This is a genomic window from Streptomyces viridifaciens, assembly GCF_001888885.2.
GTDB classification, from domain to species: domain Bacteria; phylum Actinomycetota; class Actinomycetes; order Streptomycetales; family Streptomycetaceae; genus Kitasatospora; species Kitasatospora aureofaciens.
Genome location: NZ_CP090840.1, coordinates 702,637 through 722,367, shown reverse-complemented (window position 1 = coordinate 722,367; position 19,731 = coordinate 702,637). Strand labels below are relative to the sequence as shown.

15 protein-coding genes and 6 pseudogenes are annotated in these 19,731 nt (G+C 70.7%); 12 read left to right on the top strand and 9 right to left on the bottom strand.

Annotated elements, in window-relative coordinates:
• Positions 1-11 precede the first annotated feature (11 nt).
• From BOQ63_RS03265 to BOQ63_RS03255, 3 genes and pseudogenes are all read right to left on the bottom strand, one after another.
• Positions 12-332 (bottom strand): annotated as a pseudogene (locus tag BOQ63_RS03265) (response regulator); the annotation flags it as partial.
• A gap of 4 nt (positions 333-336) precedes the next feature.
• Entirely contained in the window at positions 337-1,524 is a 1,188-nt protein-coding gene (locus BOQ63_RS03260) for a sensor histidine kinase (protein ID WP_072653341.1), read from the bottom strand.
• A gap of 5 nt (positions 1,525-1,529) precedes the next feature.
• On the bottom strand, positions 1,530-3,737 hold the full coding sequence (locus tag BOQ63_RS03255; RefSeq protein ID WP_072653340.1) for an MMPL family transporter: 2,208 nt from the start codon (positions 3,735-3,737) through the stop codon (positions 1,530-1,532).
• Between the two features lie 385 nt (positions 3,738-4,122).
• Here BOQ63_RS03255 and BOQ63_RS03250 point away from each other — a divergent pair.
• Positions 4,123-4,455 (top strand): annotated as a pseudogene (locus BOQ63_RS03250) (zinc-binding dehydrogenase); the annotation flags it as partial.
• 466 nt (positions 4,456-4,921) lie between these two features.
• Here BOQ63_RS03250 and BOQ63_RS03245 read toward each other — a convergent pair.
• Positions 4,922-6,148: an alpha/beta hydrolase family protein gene (locus tag BOQ63_RS03245; protein ID WP_030555194.1), complete on the bottom strand. Its 1,227-nt coding sequence runs from the start codon at positions 6,146-6,148 to the stop codon at positions 4,922-4,924.
• A 104-nt stretch (positions 6,149-6,252) separates the two neighbouring features.
• Between BOQ63_RS03245 and BOQ63_RS03240 the strand changes: the two genes are divergently transcribed.
• Both BOQ63_RS03240 and murJ read left to right on the top strand, forming a co-directional pair.
• The gene (locus BOQ63_RS03240) at positions 6,253-6,837 is read left to right on the top strand and encodes a TetR-like C-terminal domain-containing protein (protein WP_079183379.1); all 585 of its coding nucleotides are present in this window, start codon (positions 6,253-6,255) and stop codon (positions 6,835-6,837) included.
• Positions 6,838-7,027: 190 nt separating this feature from the next.
• Entirely contained in the window at positions 7,028-8,710 is a 1,683-nt protein-coding gene (murJ, locus tag BOQ63_RS03235) for a murein biosynthesis integral membrane protein MurJ (RefSeq protein WP_030555190.1), read from the top strand.
• Positions 8,711-9,511: 801 nt separating this feature from the next.
• On the opposite strand, the pseudogene BOQ63_RS03230 reads toward murJ, so the two are convergent.
• A pseudogene (locus BOQ63_RS03230) lies at positions 9,512-9,634 on the bottom strand (DIP1984 family protein); the annotation flags it as partial.
• Positions 9,635-9,959: 325 nt separating this feature from the next.
• Here BOQ63_RS03230 and BOQ63_RS03225 point away from each other — a divergent pair.
• A complete protein-coding gene (locus tag BOQ63_RS03225; RefSeq protein WP_072653846.1) occupies positions 9,960-10,949 on the top strand; it encodes a helix-turn-helix domain-containing protein in 990 nt (329 codons plus the stop codon).
• A 96-nt stretch (positions 10,950-11,045) separates the two neighbouring features.
• Here BOQ63_RS03225 and BOQ63_RS03220 read toward each other — a convergent pair.
• From BOQ63_RS03220 to BOQ63_RS03210, 3 genes and pseudogenes are all read right to left on the bottom strand, one after another.
• A pseudogene (locus tag BOQ63_RS03220) lies at positions 11,046-12,064 on the bottom strand (TolB family protein).
• Positions 12,061-13,368 (bottom strand): MFS transporter, encoded by a 1,308-nt coding sequence (locus BOQ63_RS03215; protein WP_454130847.1) that lies wholly within the window; start codon positions 13,366-13,368, stop codon positions 12,061-12,063. Before BOQ63_RS03215 ends, BOQ63_RS03220 begins: the two are co-directional and overlap by 4 nt.
• 2 nt (positions 13,369-13,370) lie before the next feature.
• Positions 13,371-14,246: an alkaline phosphatase family protein gene (locus BOQ63_RS03210; protein ID WP_072653339.1), complete on the bottom strand. Its 876-nt coding sequence runs from the start codon at positions 14,244-14,246 to the stop codon at positions 13,371-13,373.
• Positions 14,247-15,121: 875 nt separating this feature from the next.
• Between BOQ63_RS03210 and BOQ63_RS03205 the strand changes: the two are divergent.
• A pseudogene (locus BOQ63_RS03205) lies at positions 15,122-15,408 on the top strand (ATP-binding protein); the annotation flags it as partial.
• A 12-nt stretch (positions 15,409-15,420) separates the two neighbouring features.
• On the opposite strand, the gene BOQ63_RS03200 reads toward BOQ63_RS03205, so the two are convergent.
• Positions 15,421-16,002 (bottom strand): TetR/AcrR family transcriptional regulator, encoded by a 582-nt coding sequence (locus BOQ63_RS03200; RefSeq protein ID WP_030555177.1) that lies wholly within the window; start codon positions 16,000-16,002, stop codon positions 15,421-15,423.
• A 129-nt stretch (positions 16,003-16,131) separates the two neighbouring features.
• On the opposite strand from BOQ63_RS03200, the gene BOQ63_RS03195 reads away from it, so the two are divergent.
• From BOQ63_RS03195 to BOQ63_RS03165, 7 genes and pseudogenes are all read left to right on the top strand, one after another.
• Positions 16,132-16,482 (top strand): antibiotic biosynthesis monooxygenase family protein, encoded by a 351-nt coding sequence (locus tag BOQ63_RS03195; protein WP_030555175.1) that lies wholly within the window; start codon positions 16,132-16,134, stop codon positions 16,480-16,482.
• A 132-nt stretch (positions 16,483-16,614) separates the two neighbouring features.
• Positions 16,615-16,962: pseudogene (locus tag BOQ63_RS03190) on the top strand (VOC family protein); the annotation flags it as partial.
• Positions 16,963-17,133: 171 nt separating this feature from the next.
• Complete coding sequence (locus tag BOQ63_RS03185; protein WP_030555275.1) at positions 17,134-17,559, top strand: DUF4267 domain-containing protein; 426 nt, start codon at positions 17,134-17,136, stop codon at positions 17,557-17,559.
• Between the two features lie 131 nt (positions 17,560-17,690).
• A complete protein-coding gene (locus BOQ63_RS03180) occupies positions 17,691-18,104 on the top strand; it encodes a helicase-related protein (RefSeq protein WP_079183375.1) in 414 nt (137 codons plus the stop codon).
• The gene (locus tag BOQ63_RS03175; protein ID WP_359795737.1) at positions 18,020-18,193 is read left to right on the top strand and encodes a hypothetical protein; all 174 of its coding nucleotides are present in this window, start codon (positions 18,020-18,022) and stop codon (positions 18,191-18,193) included. Before BOQ63_RS03180 ends, BOQ63_RS03175 begins: the two co-directional genes overlap by 85 nt.
• Positions 18,193-18,591, top strand: coding sequence for a hypothetical protein (locus BOQ63_RS03170; protein WP_360465738.1), 399 nt, complete (start codon positions 18,193-18,195; stop codon positions 18,589-18,591). Before BOQ63_RS03175 ends, BOQ63_RS03170 begins: the two co-directional genes overlap by 1 nt.
• A 903-nt stretch (positions 18,592-19,494) precedes the next feature.
• Positions 19,495-19,719 (top strand): MbtH family protein, encoded by a 225-nt coding sequence (locus BOQ63_RS03165; protein WP_030555172.1) that lies wholly within the window; start codon positions 19,495-19,497, stop codon positions 19,717-19,719.
• Positions 19,720-19,731 lie beyond the last annotated feature (12 nt).

Here is a 19,731-nt window from a genome sequence, read left to right as displayed (position 1 = left end):
ACCGTTGGCTGGACACACCCGGCCTCGACCGCGCGCTCGATCTCGGCGTCGGTGTCGTACGTGGTCAGGATCAGCACGCGGGTACCAGGGTGGCGTCTGACGATCTCAGCGGTGGCACTCGCGCCGTCGAGGACCGGCATCCGCAGGTCGATCAGTGCCACGTCCGGCTTCAGCAGTTCGACGAGTTCGACGGCCGCACGGCCGTCGCCGCCCTCGCCGACGATGTCGATGGCGGGTTCCGAGGCCAGCAGGGCGACGACTCCGGCGCGCATGACCGTGTGGTCGTCGACCACGATGATGCGGAGTCCGGCCGGCTCTGTTCGGGCTGTCATGTCGTCACACCTGACTGTCGGTAGGTATCGCGGCGAGGATGCGGGTGCCGTCGCCGAGGGAGCTGGTGACGGTGAGTTCGCCGCCGAGTTCGGCGAGGCGGTTGCGCATGCCGTTGAGCCCGAAGCCGTGGGCGTGCTCCACCACGAAGCCCCTGCCGTCGTCGGTGATCTCCAGTTCGACGCCGTACGGGGAAGGCGTGAGCACGATCTCCACCGTGGAGGCGGCCGCGTGCTTGCGGACGTTGGCCAGGGACTCCTGGGTGCAGCGCAGCAGCGCGATCCGGGTCGGCTGGTCGCACTCGACGTCCGGCAGGTCCGCGGTGACGGCGAGCCCGGTGTCCTCGGCGAACCGCTCCAGGGTCCGGCGCAGGGTCCCGGCGATCGAGCCGAGCGCGGGACCGCTCCGCGGGGCGGAGCCGACGAGCACTCGCGCCTCGGCGAAGTTCTCACGTGCGGTGTTCTCGATCGAGAGCAGTTGCCGGGCGCTCCTGCCGGGGTCGGTGTCGAGGCCGGAGCGGGCCGCCTCCGCCAGCACGATGATGGAGGCGAAGCCCTGGGCGAGGGTGTCGTGGATCTCCCGCGCGAGCCGCTCACGCTCCTCCGTGGCGCCTTGGAGCCTGTGGGCCTCGGCCAGGCGCCGTTGGGCGCTCGCCAGTTCGGCGGCGAGGTGGCGGGCGCGCTCGTCGCTCTGCTCGACGATCCGGACCACCCCCAGTCCGAGCAGCACGCCCGCCGTGTAGCCGATCAGGGTGAAGACGATGTTGCCGGTGGAGAAGTCCTCCACGTGCCAGCTCTGGTGCCGGACTATGCCGGCGACGGTGGCCGCGGCGGCGGCGCCGCTGTAGGCGATCGAGTGCCGCGGGCTCCTGGCGAAGAGCCAGAACTGGGGGAGCGACACGATGAACAGTGCGGCGCCGTCGCCACGCAGGAGGGACAGCGCGCCCAGAGCGAGGGCGAGTACGCCCAGGTAGGCGTGGGGCCGCAGCACGCGATTGCGGGGGAAGGCCGCCACGGTCGCGTAGCCGAGGGCGATCAGTGCCAGCAGCGCCAACGACCAGTACCTCGTCGCCCCGCCGTGGTTCAGCTCGGAGATGACCGGGGGACACACGCCCAGGAGCACCCAGGAGACTGCGTACCACCGGCGGACGATCCGTATGCGGAACCGGTCGCCCGGCTGCGGCCGTTGAATCATGATCGTCAGCCTACGTCCTGCGGCACGCCGGGACGGGGGACGGCGGCGTGCGCCCGTCGCGCCGGACGGACCGGGCGCAGCGGCCACCACGCCCGCTCGCCGAGGAGCAGCAGGAGTGAGGGCAGGACCATGAGCCGGATGACGACGGCGTCCAGGAGGACGGCCACCGCCAGGCAGAAGCCCATCTGCTTCATCTCGGTGAGGTGCAGGGCGACGAAGGCACCGAACACCGTCACCATCACGATGGCCGCGCTGGTCACCACCTTGGCCGACCGGCTGATGCCGTCCAGTACCGCCTCGCGGGCCGACATCCCGTTCCGCATGGCCTCCTGGATCCGGCTGACCACGAAGACCTGGTAGTCCATCGACAGGCCGAAGAGGATCACGAAGAGGAACAGCGGTACCCGGGACGCGATGGCACCGAGGGAGTGGAAGGCCAGGAGGTCCTGGGCCCACGTGCCCTGGAAGAACACGACCAGCAGGCCGAGCGAGGCTCCGGCGGACAGCAGGTTGAGGGCGACGCCGATCAGGCCGATGACGACGGAGCGGAATGCCCACACGGTCATCACGAGGGTCGCCAGCAGCAGGAACCCCATGACCAGCGGCAGTTTGCCGTTCTCGTGGTCCACGTAGTCGCGGCCTCGGGCCACGTCACCGGTCACCGCCGTCTCCACGCCGGGCAGCCTGCCGGCGGTAGCGGGCAGATAGTCCCTGCGGATGTGGTCGAGTGACGCGATCGCCTCGGCGGAGGGTGCGGGGAACGGGACGGCCAGCTCCAGCACGCTGACCCGGCCGTCGGGCGAGGTGCGCACCGTCGGCCCGGCGTCCCTGGCGAACAGCGGATCGGCCTGCGACCGTCGGCCGAGATCCGTCAGGGCGTGCTGCACCTCGGCCGCTCGGTCCGGTGTGGAGCGGGCGACGACCACGTGCTTCACCAGGAGTTCCGGGAAGGCCGTGTTCAGCCGGTCGTGGACCTGCATGGCGGGGATGTCGCGGGAGAAGGTGTCCTTGCCCGGGTCGACGAGCTCGAGGCCGAGCGCGGGTGCCGCCAGGGCGAGCATGACCAGCGTTGATACGCCCAGCGTGAGGGCGGGGTGGCGTCGCGCGGGCGTCAGTAGGGCGTCGAACACCCGGCCCGTCTCGGCCTCGGCCCGCTTGGTGCGGACCGGCTTGCCGCGGGCCGCGCGGCGGGCCGCACGCAGCTCGGTGCGGCGGCCGATCTTCACCAGGAGCGCGGGAAGCGCGGTCAGGGAGCTGGCCACGGCGACCGCCACGACCAGGATCGTGCCCGTCGCCAGCGAGGAGAAGATGACGTCCGTGGCCAGGTAGAGGGTCGCGGTGGAGACGATCACGGCGAGACCGGAGACCACGATGGCCCGGCCCGCGGTCGCCGCCGCCAGTTCCACCAGGGCCTCGGAGCTGAGCCGCCCGCCGGCGCGGGACCGTTCCTCGCGTTCGCGCTTGAGGTAGAAGAGCGTGTAGTCGACGCCCACCGCCAGGCCGATGAGGAGGATCATGTTGGTCCCGACCCCTGGGTCGGGCAGCAGATGGGACGCGACCATCGACAGTCCCAGGGCGGCGGTGATCGAGGAGAGCGCGAGCAGCAGCGGCACGCCGGCCATGACCACCGATCCGAAGACGATCAGCAGCGTGATGAGCGTGACCGGCAGGGTGATGCGCTCGGACAGTGCGAGGTCCTTCCCGCGCTGGTCGTTGACGCCCTTGCTGATGGACGGGGAGCCGGTCTCCTCCACGACGAGGTTCGGGTGGCCGTCCTGGACCTTCGCCGTCTGTGCGAGGAGCGGGCCGACGTTCTTCTTGCCGTCCAGCTCGGGGCCGTTGAGGACCACCGGAACCCTGACGACCTGGCCGTCCTTGGAACTGACCGGAGCTGCCACGCCCTGCACCTCGGGAAGCTTGCGCATCCGCTCGGTGAGGTCCTGCGCCGCCGAAGCGGCGGCGGCGGTGTCCAGCGGTCCGGACCTGGCGTGGATGATGACCTGCTCGGTCGGCTGCTGCTGCATGCCGGCCGAGCCGGCGATCGCCTCGGCCCGTCCCGCCTCACCGACCCGGTAGTCCTCAGTGGTGGCCTCGTGGGAGCCGACCGCGATACCGATGCCGAGGCAGAGGACGACGAACGCGAACCAGCCGGCGATCGCACGCCACGCGTGCCGGGCGCTCCATCGGGCTATCCGCACAGGGAGTTGACTCATATCCGAGATCCTGGTCTGCCAAGGGCAGAACCCGACACGCCCAGCCGGTTGAACCTGAGGTCCACCAGTCAGTGGACGGCGGGGGGAGGCGTCGCCGCCGTTGATGGGTGACGGTGGTGACCACGGCCTGGGCCTGGCCGTCGGCGATCAGCTCGTAGTAGCGCGGCCTCCCCTTGTACTCGTCGGTGCCCGCGTCACTGCCGGAGGGGTTGTAGAGCAGGCGCGCGGTGGGCGTGGCGCCAGGCGGAGCAGGCTCCTCCGCGGTGACACGCCGGACCTCCTTCGACAGGCCCACCGAACCTCCTGAGCTGGCCCGCTGAACGATGCTCGGCCGCAGCCTCGGGCGCCAGGGCAGTTGCCGCGGAACGGCCGGCTTCATGTCGCCGGCGTTGGCAGGGACACCTTCGATGCGAGCCTCGCCAGCCTGCGAACCCGCGGCCACCTGGTGCTCTTCGGCGCCGCGAGTGGTGCAGTGCCGCCCTTCGACCCCATCCGGCTCGCCCAGGGCGGTTCGCTGACCCTGATTCGTCCAAGCCTCGGGCACTTCATCGCCGATCGGTCCGAGCTGCTCCGACGCGCCGCCGACGTGCTTGAATTGGTGCGCACCAAGGCGCTTGAGACCACCGTGACGGCCCGCTACCCGCTCGCCGAGGTCGCCCAAGCTCACCGCGATCTGGAGGCTCGGCGTACCACCGGCAAGCTACTCGTCATCCCGTAGGCACGGGGTAGGGAAAGCAGCCGGTAGGTGCTTGCTGCTGCGCTGGTATGTCTCGCCCTACCGAGAGACTGGCCGGACAATGCCTGGGCCGAACTCAGCACTTCGGAACAGTCGGGCATACCAGCACGCTTGATCGGGCCGAGGACCCCGTCGGGGGCGGTGCTGTGCTTCATGAGCTGGCCTTCCAGATGCCGGCGTGCGGGTGTCAGCGGGCGAGGACGGCGGCGGCCACGGTTTCGAAGGCGTGGTGGACGGCGCCGTCCATGCAGTACGCGCCGTTCATGCCGTGATCGGCGAGGCGGTAGAAGTTGCCCTTGCCGGTGGCGTCGGCGATTCGACCGGGACCGCGCTCCTCGCGAAGGCGGTCCTGGGCCCCTCGTACACGAGCAGGGACCCCCTGTCTTCAGAGGTCCTTCAGCGGATTCGGGTAGGCGGGGCTCGCGGCGGTGTCTGGTGGGCCGGGGTCTCAGGCGCTGGTGTTGGCGAGGATGTCGTCGAGCCAGTTGTAGATGCGGGCGATGGACAGGCGCATGGCGCCGGGGTGGCAGTGGGCGCCAGCGCCTTCCTCGGTGGTGAAGACCATGAGGGTCTTGGGGCAGGTGAGGTGGTCGTAGAGCTGCTCGGGCTGGCCCTTGAAGAACATGTCCTCCTCGGCGTCGCAGACGAGGGTGGGGCACTGGATCTTCTCGGCGGTGCCGCCGGCGAGGGTGTAGTCGAGGTAGGAGGCGTTGAAGGCGCGGGGGGTGTCCACGCCCATGACGTACATGCCGTGGTTGATGGCCCAGCGGGCGATCGGGTCCTTGGCCATGATCTGCTCGAGGGCGGAGTCGAGCTCGGGGGCGTGCTCGGCGCGCAGGAGCCGTTCGGCTTCCTCACGGGTGCCGGGGATGTTGCGGACCGAGGTCTGGCCGAGGTCGTAGAGGCCGTCGACGGCTATCAGCGCGGCCAGGCGGCGCTCGAACGCGGCGGCCCTCGGGGCAAGGATGCCGCCCATGCTGATGCCGAGGAGCGCGATCCGGCGGTTGTCGACCTCGGGGAGGGTCTCGGCGAAGTCCACGACGGGAGTGATGACGTTCTCCCAGTCGGGGCGGAAGACCAGGCCCTGGTGGTGCCGCGGCCCGGGCATGCCGGGGCCGTCGAAGACCAGCACGTTGTAGCCGCGCTCGACACCGGCCATCGCCCCGAAGAAGTGCAGCTCCTCGGCTGTGCCGTCGAAGCCGTTGTGCATGATCAGCGTCGGCCGGGGAGCGCCGGAGCCGTCGACGCGGTACAGGTAGCCCGGCAGCGTGGTGCCCTCGTAGGGGATCTCGACCGGCTCGATGCGTGGGGTGGTGAACAGAGCCGCCGCCGCCCGGAAGCAGGCCACGCTCCGGTTGTAGGCCTTGTCGTGACGCGGATCGCACGGGTGACCGTGCAGGAAGAACTCGGCCGACCGGTAGTAGTTCGACGCTCGCAGGAACCCGTCCCGGGCGCTGACCCGGTGACCGGCCTTCAGTGCCTTCTCCGCCTCGCCGGACACGCGGTCGGCGGTGGCCAGCCACTCCGTGTACCAGCTGTTGTAGTCGCCTTCGACGATGCGCTCGCCGGTGGAGACGACCTCACCGAAGTCCGCTCCGCCGTAGGCGATGTGACTCATCGACCGCAGGGTCTCGTACCAGAACTGGATGTTGTTCGGGAACAGCAGCTGCTTCATCGCCCACACTCTCCTCGAAAACGGTAAGCACGGATCTGTGCTTGCTGCGGGAACTGTAGACCCCCGGGCGCCATGAAGCAAACATCTGTGCTTACGATGTGGGGGTGACTTCGAAACAACCGACCGACCGCATTCGCAGAAGCCCCGAACAGGTCCGAGCGGCCGTCCATCAGGCCGTCATCGACCTGCTCTCCGACCCGAAGGGTGAAGACCTCAACATCCCCGCGATCGCGCAACGCGCCAGCGTCAACCACACCAGCATCTACCGGCGTTGGGGCAGCCTCGACGCGCTCCTGGCCGACATGGTCACCACCCGCCTCGAACGCGACTCACCGCTCAACGACGCCGGCAGCCTGCGCGGCGACCTCCTCGCCTGGGCCGAAGCCAGCGTCGCGAGCATCCGCACACCCGAAGGACGCGCCCTCGTGCGCGCTGTCATCCTGTCCATGCCGAACAGCCCCCAGGCCCAGGACGTGCGTGCGCAGCACTTCCGGCGCCGGATGCACTCCATCGAGCAGATCCGCCAGCGGGCCACGGCCCGGGGCGAGAGCCCACCACCCCTGGAGCAGATCCTCGACCAACTCGTCGCACCGTTCTACCTGCGGGCGATCTTCGGCATCGACCCGCCGGCCACCGGCTACCCGGAAGTCCTCGTAGACAGACTGCTCGGCACCACGGGCACGGCTTAAGGCCTCCTACCGCGGCGGCGACTTCGCGCTGACCCGGGAACGCGACCGGGCCGTTCACCGACGTCAATTGTCGACGCGAGTTGCCGACACTGCCCACCTGCGGGTTCGTGATCACGGAGCCGAGTGTCGGCAGTCGATCGTTTTTCGACACCAGTCTCCGAAGTGATCTTCGCGTTCTAGAGTTGAGGCCATGGTTGATCAAGGGAGCACAGCAGCCACGGAGACGGATCTTTCTGGGCGGCGTCGTCACGCGAGGCGTCGTTCGGGGGCCGCGTCCGGGGGCTTGCTGTGCTCGTCCGCATTGATGGCGGCGGGCAGCGTGGTGTCACGCGGTACGGGGATGTTCCGATTGACGCTGCAGGCCGCCGCGCTGGGCACGCTGGCGGTCGGGGGCGCGTACAACACTGCGAACACCCTGCCAACCAGCCTCTACACGCTGTTGATCGGTGGTGCGCTGAACTCGGTGCTCGTGCCGCAGCTTGTCCGGGCGCGTACCGAGCACGCTGATGGCGGTCAGGCCCACGAGCAGCGGTTGGTCACCTTGGTGCTGAGCGTGCTTGCGGTCGGGACCGTCGTCGGCGTGGTGCTCGCTCCGTGGATCGTGGGTCTCTACATGCCGGATACGCCGGACAATCACCAGGTGTTCGAGTTGACGGTGGCCTTCGCCCGGTTCCTGCTGCCGCAGATCTTCTTCTACGGGCTCTTCTTCATGCTGGGCCAGATCCTCAACGCCCGCGGAAAGTTCGGAGCGATGATGTGGACGCCCGTCCTGAACAACATCGTGTTGATCACCATGTTCGGCCTGTACCGGTGGCTCGTGCCGGCCCCCGGTGACGCCGCGTCCGTGACACCGGCCGAGGTGCGGCTGCTGGGGATCGGCACCACGATCGGGATCGCCCTGCAGGCTGTCTGCTTGATCCCGTATCTCGCCGGGACAGGGTTCAGGTGGCGCCCGCGCTTCGACTGGCGCGGCACGGGCCTGGGCAAGAGCGTGGCCGCGGCGCGCTGGACCCTGCTGTTCGTGCTGGTCAACCAGGTCGCCCTGACTGTGGTGACGCGCTACGCCAACGCGGTGGACGCAGTCTTGCAGAAGGCCGGCGCGGGGAACAGCGCCTACTTCTTCGCGCAGAACATCTGGATGCTCCCGCAGGGCATCATCACGGTGTCCCTGGTCACCGCGATGCTGCCGCGGATGAGCCGAGCGGTGGCCGAGCATCGCCTGGGCGACGTCCGCGAGGACCTGTCGCGCGGCCTGCGGGTCACCGGTGTGGCGATCGTGCCGGCCGCCTTTTTCTTCTTGGCCTTCGGGCCGCAGATCGCCACGGTGATGTTCTCCTACAGCAGCAGCGGAGCGGCCTCGGCGCAGCCGCTCGGCCAGATGCTGCAGGCCTTCGCACTCGGCCTGGTCCCCTTCTCCGCCCAGTACCTGCTGCTGCGCGGCTTCTATGCGTTCGAGGACACCCGCACCCCCTTCTGGATGGCGGTCTGGATTTCCGGCCTCGACATCATCCTGGCTACTGGCTGCCACCTCTTCCTGCCCCCGCGCTGGGTCGTCATCGGCATGGCAGCCGCCTATGCAGCGTCCTACGCCGGCGGTCTGCTCGTCACCGGGCTGAAACTGCGACGCCGTTTGGAAGGCCGCCTGGACGGTAAGCGGCTCGTGCGTACGTACGGGAAACTCATGGCTGCGGCGGGGGCCGCCAGCGCCGTCGGCTGGGCGGTGGCACGCATCTGCTCCGGTGCCGTCCCGGCTCCGGTCGTGGGCTCTGTTCTGGCGCTGGCTGCCGGCGGTGTCACGATGCTGGTGCTGTTCGTGCTGCTGGCCCGCCTGCTCCGCGTCTCGGAACTGCGGAGTCTGCCCGGCCTGGGCTGACCAGTAACCGCGGGGCGCGTGACATACCGGCAGATCTTTCCCGCACCGACGCCGCGACCTTGCCGCCCCGATCCTGAACCGCGCGCCGTACGCTCCGGGCGCCGGGCGGGGAGTGTGACGGCGCCCGCCCCGGGCGCCCGGCTCGATGGAGGACCCCCCGGGCCTGCGCCGCGGCTTCGTCCCGCGCGGCGGACGGCACGGAGGAACGCACCTACGGCAGTTCCTCCACGGGCGGGTTCGACGCCGCCGGGTGGTCCCAGCGGGTCGCCGAGCACCACGCGTCGTCACCGAGGCCATGCTGGTGGAGACCGGCCGCGCGGTTGAGGACGCCGACATCCAGTACCTCGAGTTCCGGGGCTGGATCCCCCAGTAACACCCGGCTGCCCCGGCGTCGTCGGGGGATGGCTCGCGCGAGTCATCATGCCGACGTCCGGGCGGCCGCCCGCCTTCGACGGCTGTGTGGGTCGCTTGGGTCGCTGCTCGTGGTCGTGGTCGTCGGTGGGGAGCCGGCTGTCCCGCGTCGACCTCGGCGTCCGCCGTACCGCTGGTCGGCCCCGCCGTGTGTGCACGGCCCCCGCACCGGGTGTGGGCGCCCCGTTCCCGCCCTCGTCGTCCGGATCTGCACATGGTGGTGAGCTGTGCGTTGTGCCCTGTCACCTGTACGCGATGCTGAGCTGCACTGTTGGTGGGGAGTTGAACCCCCTGCGTTGCTCTTCACGCGCCAGGGCCGGATAAACCGCCGGCCGCGGTGTGTGCACGCCTCCATGACGACTACCTGCTTCCCACACCCAGCTTGTGGGGTCAGTCCTCGATCAGGTCGATCTCCCAGTTGGTGCGCTGGATCAAGGTGTCCACCTCGCGGATCTCCTTGGCCAGGACGTCCGCCTGAGCGCGGAGCTCGGCGACCGGCAGCGCGGAGAGGATCCTCTCGTCGAAGCCCGGCGGCCGGCCCCCCACGTGAGCCTTTGCGTAAACGCGCGGCCTGACTGCTCGATCGACATCAGCGCCGGACAGGGCGGCGCGCTGCAGGCACTCGTCCCGTTCGGCCGGGACATGTGGCGCGGCTTCGTGGACTTCAACAGGCATACCCCAGGACCACATCGACCGGTCGGGTGACGGACGGAGGAGGTGAAGGATCTGCGAGCAGGGGTTCCCGAGGTGCCGTCCGGCGGTAGATTTCGCTGCCATCGTGGGACTCCGCCGGAGCGACCGCCGCCCGGCAGTGGTCTCCGGGGAGAGTGAGGACACCGTGCCCGGTCCACCCTTTCGGCCCGTCGGCCCCGCGCGTCGCCCCGAACTCCTCCAGGCCCTGCGCACCGGGCCGTTCGACCTCGCGCTGCGCACGGCGATCCGCGCCAGCGGGCTGAGCCTGGAAGGGATCCAGCGTCGCCTCGACCGGCGTGGCGTTCAGGTCAGCGTCTCCAGCCTGAGCTACTGGCAGCGCGGCCGCAGCAGACCCGAACGGCCGGACTCGCTGGCGGCGGTGCGGGTGCTGGAGGAGGTGCTGGGCCTGCACCGGGACGAACTGGTTGTCCTGCTCGGCCCGCGCCGTCCACGCGGGCGCTGGGTGGAGCACGTCCCTGGTTCGCTCGACTACGCCAGCACCTTCGGCGATCCGGCCGTGGAAGGCGTCCTGGCCGACCTCGACCCGCGCACCAACGCCCGGCTGGAGACCCTGCACACCCGGGTCGACGTGCACATCGGCGCTCGGCGGGAGGAGCGCCGGGTGGACGTCGTGCAGGTGGTCCGTGCCCTGGCCGCGGGCGTCGACCGGCTGATCCTGCTCACCCAGGCCAAGCCCGAGATGTCCGCCGGTGCCGACCTCGGCCTGTCCGACCTGGTCGGCTGCCGACTCGGGAGGCGCCGGGTGGACCGCGAACGCGGCCTGGCCGCAGCGGAGTTGCTCCTCGACCTGGTGCTCGGGCCCGGGCAGTGCACGGTCGTCGAGTACAGCTACGCCTATCCCTCGAAGCAGGTCGCCACCCACTACCAGCGCATGGTGCGCTTCCCCGGGAAGAACCTGGTCCTGCGGGCGCTCTTCGACCCGGCGGACCTCCCGGCCGGGTGCGCCGCGCTCTGGCGCCCGCAGCACGACGCGCCGCCGTCCAGCGACGAACAGCTGAGGGTCTCCCCGGTCGGCCATGCCTGTGCCGTGTTCCCGGACGCCACCCCCGGCATCTACGGGCTGTCGTGGGAGTGGAACGAGGACCTCGCGCCGGTGCCGCCGCGGGCCGGCTGACCACCCCGGCCGTGAGCGGCCTTCGGCGGGGCGCCGCATGTACGTCGCCCCGCCGAAGCACGGTTGACGACACGTCAGGGGTGTCGAAGGGCGGTGTCAGCGGACGACGGCCGGTGCCAGGGCGGCGTGCACCAGGAGGGCGGGCGCCCCGGATCCGTCGGCCGGGACGCTCCACACGTCGGTGCCGTCGTCGCCCGGCAGTGCGTACGCGAGGGTCCGCCCGTCCAGCCACAGCGCCTGGTCGTCGACGTCGCGCTGCTCGGCGGTGGCGCTCTCCGCCATGGTCCGCAGGTCCAGCACGTACAGCCGCCAGGGCGCGTCGTCCGGCAGGCCGGGCACGCGCTTCTTGTACGCGATCCGGGTGCCGTCGGGGGACAGCGAGGGGCACTCGACGTTGCCGTGCACGGTGGTGAGCGTGCGGCGGGTGACGTCGCCGGCGGCCAGGTAGGTGCGGCCGCCGGTGGCCACGGTGGCGTAGAACCGTTCGTCGTCGGCGAAGGTCACGCCCCAGACGTTGACGTCCGGAGAGCGGTAGGGCGCGCCGTCGAGGGTGACGGCGTCGTCCTCCAGGTTCTCCTGGAGCGTCCAGGTGCGGGTGTCCAGGACGGAGGTGCGGGTGGAGAAGGAGCCGCCGGCGTAGGAGTCCCCGCTGAGGAAGACCGTCCACGCACCAGGTGTCCGGAGGGCGACACCCGGGCACGGGTCGGTATCCCGGCCAGGTCGTAGTGGCGCACCTCGTGCAGGGCCGCGTCCAGGACCACGGCGCGGTAGCCGTCCTGGACGAGCCCGTGTACCGCCTGCAGGCAGATTCCGGTTCCCGCCGCCGCGTGGAAGCGCAGACAGGTGGGGGCGGACGCCGCGGTGCGGGTGTCGTCCGGGTGCCGGAGCGGGACGGAGGCCAGCTCGTCGCGGTCGGGGCCCCAGGTCATGCTGCGGAATACCAGGCGGGGGCCGTCCGGCTGGGCGCCGAGCGTCACCGTCCCGGCCCGCACCGGCGGCCCGTCCGCCCGGGCGCCGCGGGCCTGCCCGGCGGCGTGCAGCACCGCCAGCGTGCCGGTCGCCGCCAGCAGCGCGACCGCCGCGAGCAGGACGAGGAACCTGCGCCCGCCGCTCACGCCGCCTCCTTCCCGCGCGCCGGGCCCGGCCGCAGCACGTACGCCGCCACGGCCACCGCCCCGGCCAGCGCGGCCGTCATCGCCGCCAGGGCCGCGCCGTCCCCCCACCGCGCCCACAGCACCCCCACCGTCAGCGAGCAGCCGAAGCGGCCGGCGGCCTGGCCCGTGCTCACCAGCGCCAGGCCGGCCCCCTGCCGGGACGCGGGCACGACGGCGGCCGTGGCGGCCGCGAGCATCCCGTCGGTCGCGGCGTAGAACAGGCCGTGCAGGGTGAGGACGACCGCGGCGACCGGCAGCCCGCCGGCCGGGCGCAGCAACAGGAGTGCGTACCCGGACAGCAGCGCCAGGTGCCCCAGGACGAACACCCGCCGCCGGCCGTACCGGTCACCGGCCGCACCCAGCGGTACCGCGAGCAGCAGGTAGACCGCGGCCGTGCCGAGCGGCAGCAGCGGGAACCAGCCGGCCGGCAGGCCCAGGCGCCGCTGGGCGAACAGGTAGACGAAGGAGTCGCTGAGGGTGGCGAGTCCGAGCAGTGCCGCGCACAGGCAGACCCGCCGCAGGCCGGGCAGGCGCAGCAGCCGGGCGACAGGCCGTCCGGCCGGCAGCGGGAGTACGCCGCCGACCATGCCCCCGGGGCGGGCGGGCACGCACCGGACGAGCACCAGGACGCCGAGCGCCGCGACGCAGGCGCTGACCGTGAAGACCGCGTGGTAGCCGCCCGGGGCGGCGCGCAGGATCAGGAATGCCAGCAGCGGTCCGGCCAGCGCCCCGACGGTGTCCATCGCCCGGTGCACGCCGAACGCGCGGGCGCGGCGCTCGGGCGGGGTGGACAGGGAGATCAGCGCGTCGCGCGGGGCGGTGCGCAGCCCCTTGCCGGCCCGGTCCACGGCGAGGACCAGGCCGAGCACCGGTGTGGTGCGGGCGAGCAGCAGCGCCGGTTTGCACAGCGCCGAGAGCCCGTACCCGGCGGCCGCGACGGCCTTGTGCCGCCCGTGACCGTCGGTGCCGTGGCCGTGGGCGTCGTGCCCGCCAGGCCGGTCGGCGAGCAGCCCGCCGAGCAGCCGGATCACGACGGTCGCGCCGTTGTAGACGCCGTCCAGCACGCCGAATCCCAGGGGGGACACGGCCATGACGGTGACCAGGTAGAGCGGGAGCACGGCGGTGACCATCTCGGAGGAGACGTCCGTGACGAGGCTGACGGTCCCGAGCGCGAGCACGGTGGTGGCGATCCGCGCGGGCCGCCCCGGCCGTGGGGCCGGGGCGGTGTCGGACACTGGGGTGTGACGGCTGTCCGCGAGGTACACGGTCAGTTCCAGACGCCGGTGATGTCGGTGGCCGAGGTGGACTTGCCGGCGTGTGCGCCGGTGCCGGCCAGGTCCTCCAGGGTGTGCAGCAGGTCGTAGTGGTTGTACGAGGTGCTGCTGGTGGCACCCGCCCTGGCGGGCTGTCCGTAGATCAGGGTGGGGATGTGGTTGCCGCTGTTGCGATCGTCCTCGTCGTAGGTGACGACCAGCAGGCTGTTGTGGCTCCTGGCCCAGGAGGCGTAGCCGCCCAGCTTGTTCTTCAGCCAGGAGTCCCCGGTGCCCACCGAGCAGTTGTGCATGTCGCTGCAGAGGTCGGGGATGACGAAGGAGACCTTGGGCAGTGTGCCGTAGTCCGAGGGGAACTGCGCGAAGGTGTGCTCGGTGGAGCCGGGGATGTTGCCGAAGCCCACCCAGGGGGCGTGTTTGCGGGCGTAGTTGCCGCTGCTGCAGGTGGTGGACCCCTGGCTGGGCAGGGCTTCGCTGTAGCTGCCCCAGCTCTTTCCGGCCGCGCTCAGCTCGGACGCCAGGTTGGGCGCCTTGCTGAAGCCGGGGGAGTAGCAGGAGTCGTCGGTGATTCCCTGGGTGCTGCCGGAGAACACCGCGAAGTAGTTCGGCTGGCTGGGGTGGGTGATCCCGTACGAGGCCTTGAGCAGGGCACCTCCGGTGGCGAGCGAGTTGAGGAAGGGGGCGTCCGAACTGCCGATGATCTGCCCGTAGGCGTGGTTCTCCAGCATTACCACGACGATGTGGTCGGGCGAGGGGAGGGTGGCGGCGGCCGAGGCGCTGGTGCCGGCCGTGAGCGCGGCGGCTGTGGTCGCGCCGGCCACCGCGGCGGCCAGGACGAGCGTGGTGCGGGAACGGGCGGTGGGGAAGGGCATGTCTGTCTCCGGGAAGGGGGTGGGGGGTTGGGGTTTCCGGCGCGGCTCGCCGGTGCGGACGGCGGACACACCGGGTGCGGGGTGCCGGGCCGTCGGCAGGGGTCGACGGTCCCGCAGCGCCGAATGGGTGTCAACACCACTGGTTGGCAAGTGAGTTGCTGTTGTCGAACGGCCGCCAACTGTGTGGATGCCGCAGACCTGTGGTGAGGGGCCGGCGGCTGGATCACGGTCCTGCGGCAACGGCCAATTCTGTGGATTCCCCAGCGCGACGCTCCGTCCCGGGGCGGCAGGGCCACTCGACTGGCGAATCCACAGAATTGGCCGCCCCGCGGGCCGGGGCGGGCCTCGTGCCGCAGTTCAGCGGCCCTGCGGGCGGTCCTCGGGAAGCGGCTCTCCACCGTCAACCATGCGGAATTCCAAGCGCGTTGACCGCTGTGGCGGCGCAGGGCGACACTCTCGTCCCATCACGGCCAGCGGTAGTGGTAGTGGGTAGTGGCCCGCCGGGCGTCCTCGGCGAAGGTGGCGTCTCGCACGTGGTGGATCTCGACTGGGGCGGCATCTGCCTGTCGCACCGTCAGGTCGGTGGAACGAACACTTCGCCTGACGACGCAGCCGGGCTACTTCGGCACTGTCGGTGTGGGGGTTTGGACGTTCACTCAGGATCGCCCAGGTGCGGGCGAACTTGGCGGCCTGACCGTCAAGGGCATCCTGATCGCGGGGCACCGAGACCGACCCCGAGCCGGAGACCGGCGACGCCGGGGCCGCGGCCTTCCTTCACGGGCCCGAGGGCCTGTTCGCCGCGAGCATCCCCTCCCGGATCGCCGGCGAGCCCGAGGGCACCCCGGGCCGCGATGACGCCGAGGAGGCGGCCGTCGATGAGCGTGATGGACACCGCCCTGCGCAAGTCACTCAAGGTCCTGCGACTGTCCGGGATGCTGGAGAACTCGACGCGCGGCTGATCCAGGCCCACGGCGGCGAACTCGGCCACCTGGACTTCCTGAAGGTCCTCTGCCAGGACGAGATCACCCGCCGCGAGACCGTCGCATTCCAACGGCGCCAGCAGAAAGCGAAGTTCGAACAGCAGGTCACCCTGGAGGAGTTCGACTTCACCGCCTCCCCGAAGCCGCCCGCGGCCCAGATCCGCGACCTGGTCGCCCTGCGCTGAGTGCGTTGGTCAGGGGGTGGGTGCGGTGAGGTAGCGCTGAAGCGTGGGCCCGAGCCAGTCGACGATCTCGTTGTGGCCGAGTGCCATGCTCTCGGGGAACCGTAGTACGTAGCGGGTCAGCGCGAGCCCCAGCACGGCCGAAGCGCACAGTGCCGCCCGCGCCGGCGCCTGCTCCGGTGCCGGGCCCACCCGGCGGGCGAGCGGGATCAGCTGCTCCCGGAGGACGCTCTGCATGCGCTCGGCGGCGGCCGGGTCGGTGGCGCCGACCCGGATCAGCGCGGTGAGCTCCCCGTTCTCCTCCCACAGGGTGAGGAAGTGGCGCACCAGCGTTCGGCCGATCGCCTCGCGCGGTTCGACGGACAGGCTCGGCAGCCCGGGGTCGATGGCGACGGCCGCCGCGAACAGGCCGGCCTTGTTGCCGTAGTAGCGCATCACCATCGACGGGTCGATGTTCGCGTCGCGCGCGATGGCCCGGATGGTCGCCTTCTCGTAGCCGTCCGCCGCGAACCGCTCGCGGGCGGCGGCGAGGATCGTGGCGCGGGTGGCGTCGGAACGCCGGGCGGCCTGCTGGTTCTCCGTGCTGCCGGTCATGCCAACAACAGTAGGCCAACACGTGTTGACAGTCCAGGGCCGCAGCTCTACGTTTGCCAACACGCGTTGACCAACAAGCGTTGGCATGTCTGGACGCGTGACGACCGAAAGCGAGAGGGAGTACCGAAGATGGCCGAGCTGCACAGTCTGGACCCGAACACGTCGATGTTCGCGCAGTTCAGGGAGAAGACCGGGTCCGTCGTCCTGGCCAACACGTTCGTCGTTCCGAAGGAAAGGACCGAAGCGTTCCTGACCCTCTTTCGGAGGCAGTCGGAGTTCATGAAGGCTCAGCCGGGGTTCGTCTCCCTGCAGATGCACAGGGGAACAGCGGGCAGTCGACTCCTGATGAACGTCGCGGTCTGGGAGTCGACCGGGGCTCTCGCCGCGGCGTTCGGCAGCCCGGAGTTCCAGCGCATGGCCGCCGAGTTCCCCGACGACATCGTGTCGTACCCGCACGTCTTCGAGCAGATCGAGGTATGACGCCGGAGCCGTAGCCGCGGGAGGACGGGCGGAGAGGCCGTGCCCTCCCCCGGGCGGTACCGCATCCGGCACCCTGCCGGGCCACCGAGCAACCCCGCCACGCGCAGCCGCCGTACCCGAAAAGGAGTCACTATGCTCGTGGAACTGAACCACACCATCGTGCCCGCCCGTGACCCGCAAGCCTCGGCCCAGTTCCTGGCCGACATCCTGGGCCTGAGGGTCGATCCGCCGGTGGCGCACTTCACACCGGTCACGCTGGCCAACCAAATCAGCCTGGACTACGACCGGCTCGACGACTTCGAGCCGCACCACTACGCGTTCATGGTGGGAGACCAGGAGTTCGACGCGGCCCTCGCCCGCATCCAGCACGGCGGGATCGCCCACTACGGCGATCCCGCGTGCCAGGAGAGCGGGCAGATCTATCGCAGCATGCACATCGAAGGCCGCAGGGGCGTCTACTTCCGCGACCCCGACGGACATCTCATGGAAATCCTCACCCGCCCCGGGCCGCCAACCGCCTCGGACCCGGCGCTGCCGCTCGATCAGCCCCGTGCGAAACGGGCGGCTGACCGGGCCCCGCACGAGACTCGCCGAGTTCTCACCAGACTCACCGAGTTCACAAGCTCACCAAGCCTCGCAGGGAGCAGAGCAATGTCACTGAAGAAGATCAACACCGTCCTGGTCGCCGCCTTCATCCTCTTCATCCTCTGGTTCGGCGGGGAGTTCATCCTGAGCCCGGGGACGACGGCGCCGAGCTTCGGCCTGCCGAGCTGGCCGTCCGGCGACGGTGGCGGGTTCCTGATCATCAAGGGAATACGCGACGTCGTCCTGGCCCTGGTCCTGGGCATCCTGCTGGTGACGGGCCATCGCAGGGCGCTGGGCTGGGCGCTGCTGGTGGAGGCCCTCGCCGCGTACGGCGACATGACCACCGTGCTGGCCCACCACGGCTCCGTGGCGACCGCGCTCGGCGTCCACGGCCTGACCGGGACACTCATGGTGGTCAACGGCCTGCTGATCATGCGTGAGACCCGCACGATCGCTGCGGCTTCCGCGCCGCCCGCCCCGCAGCCCGCGTAGCGCCACCTCGGCGCGTGTCTCCGTCGGGTCGGGCGATCGGGCATAACGCGGCGGCCCGGGGCGGCACGTCCGGGTAGGGCTGCATGGCGCCCACGAGGAGCGGCTCCGCCAGTCGCCCCTGAGAGCACGGCGTGTCGTCCGAGCGCGCAGGGGTCGGACATGGTGTGGTGCCGTCGCGGGACCGGCGGGCCGCGTTCGCGGAGTGCAAGGCCCACACCGGCGAGGAGCGCGACATCCTCTGCAACAGCCGGCTGCTCACCGAGGGTATCGACGTGGCCGCCGTGGACGCGGTCTGCTTCGCCGACCCCAAGCCCTCGGTGATCGACCTGGCCGCGCACGACGCCCGGGCGGTGGGCCGCATCACCGAACTGCGCGCCCACCCGCTCCGCAGCAAGAGGATCTTCGGTCTCTGTTCGGCCAGTCGACGGCCGTCTTCGCGTCCCTGGCAGGGCCCGCGCACATGGTGGAGGCGGCCAACGACGCGTTCTGCGCCGCGATCGGCGGCGCGCAGCGGATCCGCACCGGGGAGCCGCTTGGTCTGCTGATGCCCGAACTGGTCGAGCAGGGCTTCATCACCTTGCTGGACCGGGTCTACCGCACCGGGCAGCGGTACGTGGGGCGCGAGGCGCGGTGATGCTCGGCTCTTCGGCTGCGGCGCGCGAGGCGTTCTTCGACTTCACCTACGAGCCGCGCCGGGACGCCGGCGGCAACGTTACGGGGGTTCGGGTCATCGGGGTGGAGACGACCCAGATCAAGCACGCCCAGCGGCTCACCGCCGAGCACCGCGTGTTGCTGGAGCAGATCGCCCGGCAAGCGCCCCTGACCGAGGTGCTGGAGGGCATGGCCCGCGCGATCGAGGACCTGGCCCCGGAGGAGGTCCTGGTCTCGGTGCTCCTGGCCGACGCCGAGGGCAGGCATCTGCGGCACGGCGCCGGCCCGAGCGCGGGCTTGGGTGAGGGTGGGCCGGGGTTGCGCTGGTTGGTCGAGAAGGTTGTGGGCTGGGTGGGTCGGCTCTGTCTGGTGGGGTTCTGAGCTGGTGGTTTCGCGGATGGGGTGAGGGAGTTGCTGTTCCTGCGGAATGCTTTCCGCGTGTCGCGGGTTTGGTGAGAGCCCTACAGGTGGCTCTCAGTTTGTGGTGGCGCCATCCCTGACACCGACCGTGCGCGGCACGTGACGAGACCACCCGGCCGAGCTTGCGCGATCGGACCCATTCCGCGGTGGAGGAGCCGGGACGCACCGAGGAGCCGTCGGTCCGGAGGTGGCGCCCGGCCGGGGCGGTCATCGTGCTCACCACCGCCACCCGACACGGACCAGGCCGCACACGCGGCGTGGGAGCGGCAGGTCAACGCGGCCGGGCACCAGGCCCTGCCGAGGGTGTTCCGGACTCACCTGCCGGCCGACTTCACCAGCGTGTCGGACGGCGACGGGACCTGGCGCTCAGCGGTGTTCGAGTTCACCAGGAAGGGCACGGCCGCAGGGAACACGGCTGACCCCGCGGCCGGTCACCGCCGGCTCCCGCCGTCGGCCGGCGAACTCCGCCTAACCGCCCAATCCTTGACCTAACGGACTGCCGGAGTAATCGCCATACTCTATTGCCGGGAACCAATGAGACCCATGCTGTCGGAGTGGAACGCATGAGGGGTGGTGGTTCTCCAACAGCCGTGGTCCCGGAGTCCGCACGCGACCGCGGCTCGTCGGTCAGCGCACGTGCGGTGCTCCGGTTGCCTTGACGGTGCCGAGGCGGCCGGCCGTTTCCGAGCCGCACTCGAAGGAACCCGGTCGCGAGGCTCCGGACCCACCTCGTCCTCGCGGCGTCCCGCAGCGTTTCGCCGTGCCCGTCATCCCCGCGTCCACGCCCGCGACGCCCGACATGACGGCCGCAGGGGGCACGACCAGCAGCAGATCAATCCGTATCCCGCCGAACCGGAGGAACCCATGGACGGCGAAGCCCAGTCCTACGTGGTCGTGCTCAACGACGAGGAACAGTACTCGATCTGGCCCGCCGACCGGGACCTGCCCCTCGGCTGGCGCGGCGCCGACGTCAGCGGTTCCAAGGCCGAATGCCTGGCCCACATCGGCGAGGTCTGGACTGACATGCGCCCGCTGAGCCTGCGCCAAGCCGTGGAGCAAGCCGGTGCAGCCGCCCACTCCCAGCAGTGAAGGGTACGTGCG

Excerpts from the sequence above, each read along its gene's own strand:
- BOQ63_RS03185 (WP_030555275.1), top strand. The coding sequence starts at position 17,134 with ATGTCACTGAAGAAGATCAACACCGTCCTGGTCGCCGCCTTCATCCTC.
- BOQ63_RS03200 (WP_030555177.1), bottom strand. The coding sequence starts at position 16,002 with ATGACCGGCAGCACGGAGAACCAGCAGGCCGCCCGGCGTTCCGACGCC.
- BOQ63_RS03245 (WP_030555194.1), bottom strand. The coding sequence starts at position 6,148 with ATGAAGCAGCTGCTGTTCCCGAACAACATCCAGTTCTGGTACGAGACC.
- BOQ63_RS03165 (WP_030555172.1), top strand. The coding sequence starts at position 19,495 with ATGGACGGCGAAGCCCAGTCCTACGTGGTCGTGCTCAACGACGAGGAA.
- BOQ63_RS03195 (WP_030555175.1), top strand. The coding sequence starts at position 16,132 with ATGGCCGAGCTGCACAGTCTGGACCCGAACACGTCGATGTTCGCGCAG.
- BOQ63_RS03210 (WP_072653339.1), bottom strand. The coding sequence starts at position 14,246 with ATGCCCTTCCCCACCGCCCGTTCCCGCACCACGCTCGTCCTGGCCGCC.
- murJ (WP_030555190.1), top strand. The coding sequence starts at position 7,028 with ATGGTTGATCAAGGGAGCACAGCAGCCACGGAGACGGATCTTTCTGGG.
- BOQ63_RS03175 (WP_359795737.1), top strand. The coding sequence starts at position 18,020 with ATGGTGGAGGCGGCCAACGACGCGTTCTGCGCCGCGATCGGCGGCGCG.
- BOQ63_RS03255 (WP_072653340.1), bottom strand. The coding sequence starts at position 3,737 with ATGAGTCAACTCCCTGTGCGGATAGCCCGATGGAGCGCCCGGCACGCG.
- BOQ63_RS03260 (WP_072653341.1), bottom strand. The coding sequence starts at position 1,524 with ATGATTCAACGGCCGCAGCCGGGCGACCGGTTCCGCATACGGATCGTC.
- BOQ63_RS03170 (WP_360465738.1), top strand. The coding sequence starts at position 18,193 with ATGCTCGGCTCTTCGGCTGCGGCGCGCGAGGCGTTCTTCGACTTCACC.